A 14167-nucleotide genomic window follows, 5' to 3' on the forward strand; every position below is an offset into this window, starting at 1 on the left:
ATACCAAGAAAACATAGTACTGTAGGAAACATATTTTAACAATTAGTAAAATAATTGGAAAATATGTGCTGTTTACAATATAAAAAACTGATCCTTGATTTTTATGATTCGAATGATTTGTAACCATATACATGCAATTCTCTAGTTGGAAGGATTATTGTATCATGATAGCAATACAAAAGTTATTTTTGGACAGAAAAGAACATCAGCCCATACTGGTATGAGCTCTTGTCACTCTAGCTCTAGTTCATTGTTTTCGAAATTAAGAAAAGCTGGGGTATCACTACCCCAGCCTAAATATTATAATAAAATGGATTTAGTCAATCTATAAGTTGTAGCTAATAAGACATAGTTAAGAGTGAATCATATGCCCCAATTTTTTTCAAGTATAAATGTACCCATTGTGTAAGCTTATCAAAAGCCTCAGTTGGTGATAATATATCCCACATTTCAACAGCTCCCGATAGATTAAAGTATTTAGCTATATCTCGAACGAGATTACGTCGCTGCTTACCAGTTAATATATGAATAGTCCCCTCTTCTTGTAGTTTTTCTACGTATTCAAGCATTTCAAATAGTGCTCTCATAGCCACTTTATTCCTGGACAGAAATTTATTTTCTATTGTTTGCCCAGCTAAATCTTGATCTTCCAATAGTAGTTTAGTATATTTATAGGGGTCATCTAGTTCTTTATCATATGTTAATTCTACATACCACCACAACCGAGATAAACCATTCCGATACATTCCTTTTTGTCCGAAGAAATAACGAGTTTTGATGAATTCTACAGGGTCTCCCTGTGCTTCTTCAATAGGCCATCGCTCTCTCATGAACTGCCAATACTCTGTATGAGTTAACAAAGTCCAATAGTTTTGATCTGAAGCCAAAGTATATGGCAAATCTTTGTAAGCTGAGTATAGTCGTATTGCATTGTCTAAATCATCTGCGCTTCTATTTTTAGTATTCGTAACTTTTAACTGTAGCAAATTAGACGCTGTGATATTTAATTCCTTTCCCAACCAAGATTCTTTAGATGTATACAGTTCTAAATTTTCTTGAATGGTTCCCTTCAACTCTAGTAATTTTGTATTTTCTAAATATAATTTTTTCAATTCTATCCTCCATCTACTATTTATTCCATAACGAGATAATCGCTTAGTGAATTAAGGGCCTCTTTTACAACATCTTTCAAAATAATATGAGCTATTACTGATGCTCCTATTTCATTGATTTTTTTAGGGTCAATTTGAAGTTGATCTAATTGAAATAATATAGATTTATACCATTCATTATCTTGCGCTGGATCTGTATTATTCCCTTCTTCAACTTCCCAAATATAGGTTAAAGCATCTATTAATGCTGGTAAGTAATACATTGTTATTAATAATGGATTAATATGCTCGTAACGCTGAATATTTGAGATTTGTTCATACACTTTTGGTGGTAATTTTATATCAATTACATCTTCGTTTCCAAAATAAACATCATACGGTTCTGGATTCTCTTCGTCAGATTCACGTAAATTAAAAATTGACTTTGCTGGTACAAATGGGTCTTTTTCTATAGGTAATGTTACACCAGGTGCCACGGCCAAGTACTTCCCTTTATCGAAAGTTAGTACCTGACCATCATAATCTTCATGTAACAACTCATTCTCGTAATCAACGATTGTAGTATTTGCAATTACTACAAAACTAACTTCTACTTGCTTCGTTAGTTTCTTTTGATTGATAAGGAAAGTCAATTCTCTATTTGTTGTTGTGAAAACTTCGCGGTACATACTTGATGAACAATCTATAAGTGTAGCGAATACAGCTTCATGATTATTTACCAATTCCTCTAGTCGAGAATTTTCAAGTTCAAACTTAACACTAAACTGACAAAACCCATCATTCATTGGGGTTACTTCAATGAGTTCGGCATTAAACTTACTTTTTTTATAATCGTCATTAAATTCTGCTAACACAGGGTGCGGAAAAGCTGTTCTTTGTATCTTCATACTGTTTGAACCTCCAGTGAAAAAGGTGTCAATTCGTTTACTGTTACATATAATTCACAACGTTCATCTTTTGCAAGTTCTATTGGACCAATCACATTTTCCGCCAAGGTAACCGTTTGCATGTTGTTATCTTTTTTTACTTTTACATCTTTCACTGATATATCTACTAATCTCCCATTTTCACCCTTCGCTTGAATTTGTAACCTCACATTACCAGAAACCTTTGGTGTAATTACTATCTTATAATTATCATTTATTCCATCATAGATTGAACGAATCCGAGAAATACTCCCTTTTTGCTCTCTAGGTTTAGGATTTGGGCTTGGTGGAGTTGGATTTGGTTTTGGATTTGGATTTTTCTTTCTCTTTCTTTTTTTATTTTTTAATTGTTCACGTTGAGAAAATGAATGAGGTATAATTTTAATAGACTTAATGTTCTCTCTTAAAGCATCCTCACTAATCTCAGCTAATGGTTCTGATTTGTCGCTTTTTTTAGGTAAAATTTGTTCTAAGCCTATTAGATCAATTGACTCCTTTTTGATTTTTGGTGCAAGACCATGAACACTATTAGAAATCCATTTATCAATTTTTGCTATGACTTTTTTAATTTCCTTGGCTTTTTGAACTTCTTCATCTTCCAAGTATTCATTCACATTCACATGCCAACCTTTATGTGTAGCTGTTTCAGTCTCTGATAACCTTTCATTTAATTCTTCTCCTTTTATTGTTAAGAAACCAGCAAAGCGAACAGGAGGTTTTCTAAAGTTGTCTTTGTTAAATATTTTCATACCCGATAATCTATTCATTGAAATCGTATTACTAAAACCTTCATTTTTTGCTAAATGCAAAAGTACAGGTTGTAACTCAACAACATCATTAAGCTTTATATCAAGACTAATTACCTGCCCCTCAGTTAAAGCAGTGTAAAATTCTTTTATGATGTGGTGACCAGAGGATTCTGATTGACAAATTTCTTCAATAATACCAGGCAAAGTTTCTTTTGAAATTACCTTACCATCTACATTGACAATTAGCTTTTCTTCATAAAGTGCTAGAAGGAAATTTTCTGTAATTACCTTAACAAAGTGATTTTTCCAATTTTCATCAAATTTGAAACCAAAAATAAACTTATCCGTACCAACTTCATTCCGTTTGAATTGTTCAGGTAATAAAGATAAATCAGTAATTGGTCTATAACCATTCTTTACGCCATAATAAATATTCTCTCGATACTTTCTGCCACCCATTTTATAAGTAGCAAGCTTTGCTACACCTTGAAATCCCGATTCCATTTGCTTGTTTAAGGTTCCATACAAAACCATACTATATTTAGAGGCTAAAAATGGAGCGTGCTTTCCTAATCCTCGTGAACCATTAGATCCAGCTTTTTTATCAGAATGTCCACTACTTTTGACTAATGAAATCCACTTACCTTCTTCGTCACTCGTAACATCACTTAAACCAATTGTTTTATAATCGCGAGCTGCTAAAATGACAATTTTCTCTTCATTTTTAATCGTATTATACATTTTATCGAAATATCTATAAGTTTTAGGATCGTTTATCCAAGAGTCCCGAACTGCTTGAACTATTCCAATAAATTCATCTATATCAAACAAGGTCTTATCTTTTTTTAATGAAAATTTTTTAAACTCTAATATAACTGGACCATCTACTTCATGATCTTTTGCATCAAGTGCATCCTGAGTCAATTCTCGTGGAACATGATATATTGGGTCGTCTTTAAAATTTTCAATGCCTGCATGATTTAAACCGCTTCTTGAATTGTCTGTATTCTCTGCTGAATTCCAACCTACTAGATTTTCTACCATTTTATATCACTCACCTCTACTCATTTTCGAAATTTAAATGTTGCTACCTTTTCTTTTTCTCCATCATTGAATTTAGCTTTTAGTAAACGAAACTCTTCTTCTAATTTCGAAAGAATTTGTTTAACATGTTCATCAGTATAATCATAGTTGTTACGATTTGCTAGATTCCCAATTAATCGTATTTTTTTTATAGTTTCAGTTACTCGCTTTTCAGCTAACTCTTCAAACTTATCTCGCTTTTTATTCTCAACCACATTACACCACCCCTATTAAATATAATTAAAATACAGAATATAAAATTTATATATTATTAGTATAATATCATTTTTATAATAATTCAATAATATAAGAATAAAATACTAGATAATAAAAATGTAGTTCATATTTTTCGTATGTAGTTTACCTCTTCTGTAACAAAGTTAATGTACGAAGCATGTAATAACCTAACATTTATTTATACAAACTAACCAAGATTTTAAATCCTACAAATTTTGTATTTTACACCACTTATCTTTCCCTATTTCCTATTTCTTTCTAGCTAGCACTTTCTTATCTTTTATGAAAAATGGTATAATAGATTGTTATTAAGACTGAAGGGTGATTTACATGCATAGCAATTGGGGAGGCGCAAGAGCTGGTTCTGGAAGAAAAGAAATCCCTGATGAATTGAAGAAAAAAGGGTATACTTTTCAATTGGTAGAAGAAGACATACAATTTATTGAATCATTCAATGGCAAAAATAGAAGTGAAGCGTTACGAAATCTAATTGATGAATATAAAAACTTGAAAAAACAAATTGTTTTTCCAAGTTCTGATTGATAGAATAATTATATAATATACTAAGGAGCAAAACATATGACATATACTGTGGGAAGTTTATTTGCTGGTGTAGGTGGGATTGATTTAGGGCTCCAACTCGCAGAGTACAACAATGACACATTCGAAATCTTATGGGCAAATGAAATTGATGAATATGCAGTTGCAACTTATTGCCACAATTTTAAACACCACCCTGTTATTCCTGGTGATATAGAACAAATACTAAACCCTTCTCCGGAATTGGACGAGAAAAAAAAAGCAGAATACATTCAAAAGAGAGAAGAAATCCTTCAACATGAAATAGATGTTTTAGTCGGTGGCTTCCCTTGCCAAGCATTTAGTATTGCTGGCTATAGAAAAGGGTTTGAAGATGAAAGAGGAAATTTATTTTGGAGTATTGTTAATTTAATCAAATTATTAAATGAAAGACATGCTAAAAAGCCTAGTGTGCTTCTCTTAGAAAATGTAAAAAACCTAAAAAACCATGATAATGGAAATACGTATATGGTTATCAAAAATGAATTACAAAAACTGGGATATACCGTTAAAGAACAAGTAATAAATACGAAGGATGTTACTCATTTACCTCAAAATCGTGAAAGAATTTATATCGTGGCTTTTCTTGACAGTAAAGTTGCTGATCAATTTACGATGTTTGACAATGATAATATAAGTAATTACAAAATAGAAAAGACAGAAGCAGAAAGAATTGAAAATATTAAAAATGTATTAGAGTTACATTTAACAAAGTCTGATAGTGAAAAGTATTATTATACTAAGGAAAAATATCCTTCATATTTCATTACGGAAGAGGAGTATTTTTCAATAAACCAAGAAGATAGAAAAGAACATAGAGTTAATATTGATGAAGAAATTACTGAAGAATATGAATTCTTTCAAGTTAGGCGCGGAATGTATGTAAGGAAAAATCAAAATGGAGTTTGTCCTACACTAACAGCTAATATGGGTACTGGGGGCCACAACGTCCCTTTAATTAAGGTACATGACGGTGTTCGAAAACTAACTCCTAATGAAACATTTAAATTACAAGGCTTTCCTATAGGAAAAGAATATGAATTACCAACTGAATATAAAGGGAGACCTTTTTCTGATGGAAGGCTATATAAACAAGCTGGCAATGCAGTATCTGTTGATGTTATTACATTAATTGGAGTTGAAATACTGAAAGCATTAGCAAGCACCAATAAAGTTGAGGAAGATAAATTGGTAGTACAAACTCCTTAGTAGAATGCCGGATGACAAAACAACGAGGAAGAATTATTTTTTATATTCTTCCTCGAAATCTGCATATGAGCCTGTACTCGCAAAATTTATTTTAAATTTGTATTCATCCAATTTCGTGACCAGTACAGAATCTATACCTACTCGATCTAAATCCTCATATGTAACTAACTGTCCTACTGGCACCTGTAAAACAGTTCTTAATATCCAGTGCCCTAATAAACGATTAGGATTACTCATGAACCCTTTTCCTCCTGACTGGCAAACTTTTGCATTAATTTCTTTACCATCCGGAAGAACTAAAGTAAATGATTCTTTTTCATCGGTTATTACATCATAAGGGAAAAAGCCTTCAAACTGTTTGTGAATCCAACTAGGAATGGGGATATACACTTCATCCTGATCTCTAACCCTTCCACCAGCATTCCACTGATTTAAACCACTCTTTTCTTCCACTTTACCAGATCTAGCTGAATAGAGAGGAAGAAAAACTGAATCAAACTGCTCTTCTCGTTCGTTAATAATATAGTTTGCCCCTTCGCTTCGCAGAAGAAAATTATAAGGGTCATCTAAAATTTCCACATTAAAAACAGCAATTGGATTATTACATATAAACTGTTTATATAAGGTACTTTTTGCAATATAGAATTTGTAACTTCCATATTTGTCTTTAAAGAAAATATTTTTATCTGTCGTTTTCTTCTTATCGAGTTTAAGGGTTTCTATATCCATGTAATGCATTTCCTCTTCATGGATTTCAAATATACCATCCTTCCTTGTCACAAGATGGTATATCATTTTATTTGTACCGTGCGCACGCTCCGTTGCTGCTATACGGTTATTCCTTAGTTCAGCAATTTTCAACATAGTACCTTCTTCGTCTAAGTATCTAAACTTTTCAATGTCTTTATTGAATTCTGCAATTTTTTCGTATTTCTTTCCGTTTCCGTGTGTAAACGTTTTCAACCCTATACCCGTATCTCCCTTGAAGGCATCAAATGAGATATCGCCCCTAGAAAGATTATGTGCACGAAGAGCCTTACAAAAAATATTTTCCGCAGCACGATAATATAAATAAGGTGTTTTACTTTCACTAAATAATTTAGAAAGTGAGCCTACCACTTTTAATAATAGAACATAATCCTCTTTTTCTTTTATCGTTTGCTGATCAAAAAACACAATCCTACCTCCTAGCTTGATATTACCAAATACGTACTTTTTTAATGCATGCAGAAAAACCCAATATCCACCGTTTAAATCATTCTCTAGATCTTTTAGCTGATACCTTTTTGTGGCTTCAATTATAGAATACGAGAAACAAATCCATTGTTTCCAATCAATTTTTTAGATAATCTCGCAGTCGACTCTTATTTGTTGGGCTCTCTTAAATAAATAAGAATATTTCTTTCTAAACTTCTAATAACGATAAACACCTGCGTTAATAGGAAACAATTATCTCGCTTCTTAATACAAAAGCAAATACTAAGGACACCAGATTCTATCATATCCATTCTTAATTGAATAATCATAAAGCATAATAATTTTCTTTTCTCTATAATTCATCATTAGGTTATTGATATCTGCCGATTCTTTTCTTTCGTGTAATTCCTCGTTACGATCAATTAAGCTTTCTAGGAAGTACTTTTCAGGTAGCTTATCACTTTTTGAACTGTTACATCTATTACATGATAATACAAGGTTCCATAAATGATCTGCTTGTACGAATGACCAAGGTATAAAATGGTCAACGTGGGTTTCTCTCTTTTTTCCGGAAAGTGGCCTATTACAATAAAAACAAGTGGCTTCAAAATGATTAAGTAAAATCTTTTCAAAGGGTCGGAGCGACGATCGTTTTGCGATGCTTTCGACCTTTCCAAGTAGATAATTGATGCTTGGCACCTCATTAAGTTCTTCAATCATAGCTGCCATATGATAGTTTGTTAGGTACACAATAAGCCTTTGATAATTCAACATAAAACTATGAACTACTGGATTAAGTTTTAAAATTTCTGTTTTATGTTCGAAGGCATAAAATGATCCTCTCGTATCACCATACAACGCACCGTATACATTCTCCTTCATAGTTGTCTTTACTTTTTTAACAATACCCACTTGTATGGGATTTGGGACTTTATCAAAAATCATTTCAGAGGGGATTGCATGTTTTTTCTGTTCATCCTTAATGATAGTAACTACTCTCGCCGTTTTCCCTCTGTTTTGGTTGATCAAATTATGGTGAACAATTAAATTCCAGTAAATCTTTGTAAAGGAATAAGCCAGTTGATCATACGTTAATTCAAATTCATCATTAACCTGATATAAGTTCTCAATAAGCGATTTGATTAGTGCATACTTATAGGTAGAGGATTTAACCGATTTGCTCGATAACACAATGGTAAAGATCCTCCAGATATCTTCATCGGTTATATAGGCTTCCCTCAGCTCCCCGACCTTTAGATCATGACTCATGAGTCACCTCCCTGATTTTTAAAACAATTACTCATCACTAACATCAATTAAAAATACCTTCTCCCTGAAGCCTCCCCGTTCTACATACTTCATTTCACGAATCCTTTCTATTTCATCTATGCTCGACCCGTGGAATTCGGCAAGGCTTTTAATCACTTCCATTACATCTGCTAACTCTTCTAATGCTTGTTCATCTGTTCCTGCTTCTTCATATTCAGCTATCTCTTCTAATAATTTCCTTCGTAACTCAATTATGTATTCTTGTTCGCTTAATTTTCTTGTACGGAATCTCTTTCCTGTGGTTTTTATGATTCCAGGTATTTTATCACGAACGAGTTTGTTATAGGTTGGCATACAGAATCTCCCTTTTATGTATATATATTCAGTTTAGCATATGGTGACCTGTTCTTCGCAAGGTATCCTTCACCTTTATTACCAGTTATTTTTTATAGATAAAGGGAGATTGACCTGTGTAAGTAATAGTCTTATTGCTGAGAACAAAGACAACAAAGGAATTTGCCTACTTATAGACAAAGACAAACAGCTCGTAGATTTCACTATCGAAACAAAAAACACCCACAAACATTATCTATCAACATTTATGAGTGTTCTATCGTCTTTATCCAAAGAAACTTAGGATGTAGGGGTTTAACTAAATCTTTAACTGGCCTTTAGAAAATATGACTTTTCCAAGATCAGCAACAGTATTCTCAACCTGATCTAACCGAATCAATGTAAGTTCAATGTATTTTTCGGGAATTACCTCAGGTACTTTCCATTTTGGTAATTGAGACCTTTCTAATACGTTTGGATATAAGATTATACAACGCTTTGCTGTTTGATACGCTGTAATATATGCATACATTTGATAGATATCTGCTTGATTATAATTTATATTGGTGCCACTAAAAATACTTTTCCATTTTGTATCCAAAATTAATATCGGAATAGCTTCGTTATCTTCTATTTTGGATACGACAAAATCAGGCTTTAATGCTATGTTCTCTCTTCCAGAGCGAATATTAATTAATAATCTTTTTTCCTTATGTTGTAAGTCTAATTTGTATGAAGTAGTAGGTGCTAACAACATGCTTAAACATTCTCCTACATATGCCTCATATAAATCATTCATTTTAAACAAGAAGGAAAAAGCAATTTGATTATTATTTTCAGTGTTCATTGATTTTGATTTAAGAATAGCCTCTGCAAGAGCTAAGACATTTTTAAAGTGCTGATTTTGCCTGTTGATAGCTATATTACGCAACATGTTAGTATCGACATATACATCATCAACCTCTTCATATAGTTCAAAAATCATCATTGATTGAATCCTAAGATTACTATTTTGAATAAATGGAAATATAACCCTTAAAGCTGCTTTCAATACTTGGTTCAAGTGAACATTAACTGATAACTCGTCATACTCACAAAAAGCATGAATGGATTGATTGGCATTTTTCTGAATATGTTGTGTTACCAACAATCTACCCTTTAAATGTTTCAAATTCTCCCTTTTTTGTTTATAGTCACGATATATACCTCGTTTAATTGCTTTATACAATTCAGTTACAAATAAATAGGCGAGTAAATGTGACAAATCGATTTTCTCGTACTGACTTATTGTTTGATTATTTAATTGAACCGGTAGCTGTTTTGTTATACTCAGCATATTTAATAACGCCCGACGATCTACCACTGATTCTTCATGACTTAAGTTAATTTTAGGTAGAATTTCAATACGTACCGTATTTAGCTGTATGACACCCACAAGATTAATAAAACGGAGTCTTCTATTCCCAACTTCTACGACGTTTTCCCCATTATACTTTTCTTCCAAGAAATATAAGAGGTTATCCCACTCCATATACGTTAGTCCGATGGGAGATTGCTCGTCCACATAGAGCCAGTCGTAAGCTTCCCTAACTGTTAGAGTTTTCATGTTTATTCATAAATTCCTTTGATATCTTCAATTGTAATGTTTTCCTTTACCCGATATTTTGTTGGAAGGTCCCGTGTTGTGAAATTTGTTGCTCGTTTAAATAATGCATGTACATCAATTTGTTCCTGGTAAACAATATAGGAATCTTGTTCATTCCTACCAATTCCTCCAAGTACAAGTCCAATCTTTTCCCAGTCATCGTAAAAATACTCTTTTAACAATGGAATAATCTTATTTTGTATTGTTGATATTAATTCATCTTCTGTTCCGATATTCATAAAATATGCATGGCCAATCATGTGATCACGGCTATAAAGAACTTCAATCCGTTGATTCATACGGTGTAACAAAGCTGGTAAATCAATATCATTAATGGGTGATAGTAAAGAAGGCTGCGGTTCAACTTCTTCAAACATAAACCTTCTTCTTAAGGCAGTATCAAGTAATGCAATTGACCGATCCGCTGTATTCATCGTGCCAATTACATACAAATTCGGTGGTAGTACAAACGTATCACCAGAATAAGGAAGATTCACGCGTATTTCATTGTCTGTATTTAATCGCTTATCTTCTTCAAGCAATGTAATTAATTCACCAAACACTTTAGAGATATTAGCACGATTAATTTCATCAATGATTAGGACGAAGCGATCAGCATAACGGAATTGGAAACGCTCATTTTGATTGATTGCTTTCATCACTCTTTCTTTTCTTCCCTCGTAATCTAATTGACTAGGAGGTTCCGGTAGCCCTTGATAAAGGGCATCAATAGTCATTTTTTTAAGAATTCCATCTTTCGGAACAAATGCACTTCCATTCGATCTCAGACCTTCGATAAAATCTTCATAAGCATAAGATTGATGAAACGTGACAAAACGGATTTGTCCATTCTGCTGAAACTGATTATATTTTTCTTTTATATTCGTTCCTTTCAATTCTTCAGCGCTCTTATTATATAAAATTTCAAGCGACCTTGTTGCCACTTGATATGTTTTCCCGGTTCCTGGTGGTCCAAATAAAATAGTATTTAGATTAAGAAATAATTCATCATTTTGAAAAGTAGGTCCTATCTCTTCTGTTATCAATTCAGATTGGCTATTCTCTCGGTTGACAATATCCTGGTCAGTGAACACTAAATGAACACCTTGTTGAGTCAATTTTGATGTTTTTGTTTCATGTACTGGCTTAACTTGATCGAGCATACGCCGTTGTGATAGTTTTATTAATTTGGTTATTTTGAGCCAAACTAGCTCTCCTTTGGATTCTACATCTTGAAGATTTAGAATCTCCGAATGGGAGGGCACATCCTCTTCCCTTAAGTATATTTGTTCAACATAAGCGAGCCACTCAATCTCCTTTTTCGAACGATCACAGATATATAAGTTCGCTTTATTCATGTAGGTTAATGTTTTAAAATTGATAGGTGCCGTCGTAATCCGACCTAGTACAAAAGAATCTTGATTAAGTTTATTTTCTATTGTAGTAATAGATGCAGATGTTTGAAACGTTAATAATGAACAATCAAGTTTCAATGATTCACTTCTAATCCCAAATTGAAAGATCAACTTATTTAAATACTTTAATTCCTTATGTTTGATAGCAGGGGTTAATTTATTCACATCGTCAACAATTAACCGTAAGATTACACCTGTATATACATAAAAGTGTAAATCATCATTTTCTCCAGTCTTATCAAAACTTTGATAAGTCTCGAGTAAATCAAGATAATCATCATCAGACCTCTGTCCAAATATCAATTGATTAATGCTTCTCTCAAATTTATATGCCACCACATACATACTCGGTTTCTCTATATTTTTTACTATAGAAAAAAGGTGAACGAAATGTCCCCTAAGATTTTCTGGCATATTAAAATGATCACGGATTACACGAAAATCCGCCTCCTGTTTCATCTCATTAAATAATGATACTATGTCTAATCTATTCGACTTGAAGTTATTTATCATATTATTCGTCTTAACAATCGTGTCAATTGCTCCAGTGAACGTGTCCAGATCCGAAACATCCTCTTCAGTGAACATAACATCACCACGAATCCGATCAATGACTCTCAAAAAGGTATTTTTTCGATCCTCATCCCAATTAGCATCAGCCACCCGCTGCTCAAACGCCCTATGCCACCTACTTGTTTTCTCAAGTTGTTGGCTGTAAATATCATTATACTTGCTTATTACCTGTTCTAGGGTTATCCCTTTATATCTGTTGATAATCTCTTGGATACGTTCCATATGTAAGTCCCTCTTTCAAATATATTTCTGTATACATTGGTCAAGACATAACCTATACTCTAATATGTATTACATACCATCAAATTTCTTTTGATGTACATATTTCCCCTTTTTATCTAAATATCTTCACTTTTTTTCATTATGCTCATCTCTACGATTATCTTCTTGAAAAAGTTTCAGTTGCCGTATCATATAGAAAATGGAATTTTTTTATAGTTCTATTAACTATATAGACATAAACCAATTCTTTTTAAGAATAGCTAGATAATACACCGAAAAAATCACTAGCTGTTCATTTACAGCTAGTGATTTCATTTAATTCTTCTATTTATAGATCTACTTTTCAATATTTTCAGGTTTAACCATTTTATTATAGAAAAAATATGTCTCCGCAGATTTTCCAATTGCGTATGTTCCAAAAGCTGCAACACCTGCTGATACCCCAAGACCAACTCCAGGAATTAACTTAGTTAATTGTCGAGCACCTTCTCTTAACCCATATCCTACTCCAACATTAACACCAGCAGCTGCTAAAAATTCCATTATTGTGTCCTTTGAAACCTCTCTTCCAGATAAAGCTGCAATAATTCCTACCATTAACATTTGGAGAGGGGTAAGAATAAAAACATCAGCTGGAACAGGAGAAGCTCCAATCCCACCGGCAATAGTTGAAAACCTTTTTATTATTGCAGAAGATATCTTTCTTAGTTGTTCTTTATTTCTTGTTGCTTGTAAAAAATCTAATTTTGCTTCCTCTGCTAGGTTATCAGCAACAAAGTTAGATAACGTATTAATATTCCATGGTTCTTCTTCTAAACCACTAACTGGGATTATACCAATATAAGTATTGTTATTATGAATTCTATAACCTAAATAAGGAAAGTTACTATTAATACTACTCTTCTCACCCTTAAAAACTTCTTCCACCATATAATCAAGTACTTCCGTTAGTTGTCCTGCTTTTCTAGGATAGTCCATAGGGGGCCATTCTCTAGGGTTTTTAAAGGTATCAGCCTTAGTTAGCACAATTAGTGTCTTCAATTCAGTTCCATTTATACTTTTTATCTCTTCACTGAGTTTCTTATATAAGTCTAAATCGTTTGATAAATTTCGAGTTTCTGGAGTACTAATTACATGTAAAATAACATCAGGGCTATTTTTAATAATGCTTGTCTTTAAAACTTCTACAGCGTCGTCTTCTACGCTTCCTTCAGGTTTAGTCGTTTCGAATATGCCTCTCGTATCAACGACTTTCCAGGTTGCTTTTTCCTCACCAAAAGTTATAACATATGGTTCAGATTGTGGGGTTTGTGGGCGAAAATCATTTACCTCAGCAACATTTTTGTTAGCTAATACATTTATTAGTGAAGACTTACCATGTCCACTTCTTCCCATAAATAAAATAACTGGCGGCCTACTTTCATAAACTAGTTTTTCTACTTCCGCAATAGCAGGGCCAAGTACCAACTTTTTTAATATATCTTTATGTTCTTTTTTCATGTCAAAAGTAATCGCATCAAACAGTTCATCAATGTTTTCTAATAATTTTTTAACTTTCTCCCTATCAAATGTCATTTTTAACCTCTTCTTTTAATTTTTTTATTAAACTTTTCTAGAT

At 32.8% G+C, this 14167-nt stretch carries 12 protein-coding genes; 2 read left to right on the top strand and 10 right to left on the bottom strand.

What is annotated here, in order from left to right:
- Nucleotides 1-338: 338 nt before the first annotated feature.
- Genes CZ490_RS07485 through CZ490_RS07500 form a run of 4 tightly spaced genes read right to left on the bottom strand, consistent with a single transcriptional unit; the run spans nt 339 to nt 4085 of the window.
- Nucleotides 339-1112 (bottom strand): DUF6339 family protein, encoded by a 774-nt coding sequence (locus CZ490_RS07485; protein ID WP_077618312.1) that lies wholly within the window; start codon nt 1110-1112, stop codon nt 339-341.
- 20 nt (nt 1113-1132) lie between these two features.
- Complete coding sequence (locus CZ490_RS07490) at nt 1133-1999, bottom strand: hypothetical protein (protein WP_077618313.1); 867 nt, start codon at nt 1997-1999, stop codon at nt 1133-1135.
- Nucleotides 1996-3831, bottom strand: a complete 1836-nt coding sequence (locus tag CZ490_RS07495) for a hypothetical protein (protein WP_077618314.1) — start codon at nt 3829-3831, stop codon at nt 1996-1998. The genes CZ490_RS07490 and CZ490_RS07495 overlap by 4 nt, the downstream gene beginning before the upstream one ends.
- 20 nt (nt 3832-3851) lie before the next feature.
- Nucleotides 3852-4085 carry a hypothetical protein gene (locus CZ490_RS07500; RefSeq protein ID WP_077618315.1) on the bottom strand — a complete coding sequence of 78 codons (234 nt, stop codon included), beginning with the start codon at nt 4083-4085 and terminating at the stop codon, nt 3852-3854.
- 352 nt (nt 4086-4437) lie between these two features.
- Between CZ490_RS07500 and CZ490_RS07505 the strand changes: the two genes are divergently transcribed.
- Together CZ490_RS07505 and dcm are read left to right on the top strand one after the other, a co-directional pair.
- Entirely contained in the window at nt 4438-4650 is a 213-nt protein-coding gene (locus tag CZ490_RS07505) for a hypothetical protein (RefSeq protein ID WP_077618316.1), read from the top strand.
- 48 nt (nt 4651-4698) lie between these two features.
- On the top strand, nt 4699-5895 hold the full coding sequence (gene dcm / locus CZ490_RS07510) for a DNA (cytosine-5-)-methyltransferase (protein ID WP_234987187.1): 1197 nt from the start codon (nt 4699-4701) through the stop codon (nt 5893-5895).
- Between the two features lie 33 nt (nt 5896-5928).
- Here the strand turns inward: dcm and CZ490_RS07515 are convergent, their stop codons facing one another.
- The 6 genes from CZ490_RS07515 to CZ490_RS07540 form a co-directional block, all read right to left on the bottom strand.
- Nucleotides 5929-7071 carry a phospholipase D-like domain-containing protein gene (locus CZ490_RS07515; protein WP_077618318.1) on the bottom strand — a complete coding sequence of 381 codons (1143 nt, stop codon included), beginning with the start codon at nt 7069-7071 and terminating at the stop codon, nt 5929-5931.
- Nucleotides 7072-7374: 303 nt separating this feature from the next.
- Complete coding sequence (locus tag CZ490_RS07520; RefSeq protein ID WP_077618319.1) at nt 7375-8361, bottom strand: HNH endonuclease; 987 nt, start codon at nt 8359-8361, stop codon at nt 7375-7377.
- Between the two features lie 27 nt (nt 8362-8388).
- On the bottom strand, nt 8389-8715 hold the full coding sequence (locus CZ490_RS07525) for a nucleoside triphosphate pyrophosphohydrolase (protein ID WP_077618320.1): 327 nt from the start codon (nt 8713-8715) through the stop codon (nt 8389-8391).
- A gap of 298 nt (nt 8716-9013) precedes the next feature.
- Nucleotides 9014-10300, bottom strand: coding sequence for an McrC family protein (locus CZ490_RS07530; protein ID WP_077618321.1), 1287 nt, complete (start codon nt 10298-10300; stop codon nt 9014-9016).
- A 2-nt stretch (nt 10301-10302) separates the two neighbouring features.
- Nucleotides 10303-12549, bottom strand: coding sequence for an McrB family protein (locus CZ490_RS07535; protein ID WP_077618322.1), 2247 nt, complete (start codon nt 12547-12549; stop codon nt 10303-10305).
- A 336-nt stretch (nt 12550-12885) separates the two neighbouring features.
- A complete protein-coding gene (locus CZ490_RS07540) occupies nt 12886-14124 on the bottom strand; it encodes a GTPase family protein (RefSeq protein WP_077618323.1) in 1239 nt (412 codons plus the stop codon).
- Between the last annotated feature and the right edge of the window lie 43 nt (nt 14125-14167).

Source organism: Litchfieldia sinesaloumensis (assembly GCF_900156865.1).
Classification (GTDB): Bacteria; Bacillota; Bacilli; order Bacillales; family Bacillaceae_L; genus Ferdinandcohnia; species Ferdinandcohnia sinesaloumensis.

Bases quoted from the DNA above. Each gene is read 5' to 3' on its own strand.
- CZ490_RS07490 (WP_077618313.1), bottom strand. From the start codon at position 1,999: ATGAAGATACAAAGAACAGCTTTTCCGCACCCTGTGTTAGCAGAATTT.
- CZ490_RS07495 (WP_077618314.1), bottom strand. From the start codon at position 3,831: ATGGTAGAAAATCTAGTAGGTTGGAATTCAGCAGAGAATACAGACAAT.
- CZ490_RS07505 (WP_077618316.1), top strand. From the start codon at position 4,438: ATGCATAGCAATTGGGGAGGCGCAAGAGCTGGTTCTGGAAGAAAAGAA.
- CZ490_RS07520 (WP_077618319.1), bottom strand. From the start codon at position 8,361: ATGAGTCATGATCTAAAGGTCGGGGAGCTGAGGGAAGCCTATATAACC.
- CZ490_RS07525 (WP_077618320.1), bottom strand. From the start codon at position 8,715: ATGCCAACCTATAACAAACTCGTTCGTGATAAAATACCTGGAATCATA.
- CZ490_RS07530 (WP_077618321.1), bottom strand. From the start codon at position 10,300: ATGAAAACTCTAACAGTTAGGGAAGCTTACGACTGGCTCTATGTGGAC.
- CZ490_RS07535 (WP_077618322.1), bottom strand. From the start codon at position 12,549: ATGGAACGTATCCAAGAGATTATCAACAGATATAAAGGGATAACCCTA.
- CZ490_RS07540 (WP_077618323.1), bottom strand. From the start codon at position 14,124: ATGACATTTGATAGGGAGAAAGTTAAAAAATTATTAGAAAACATTGAT.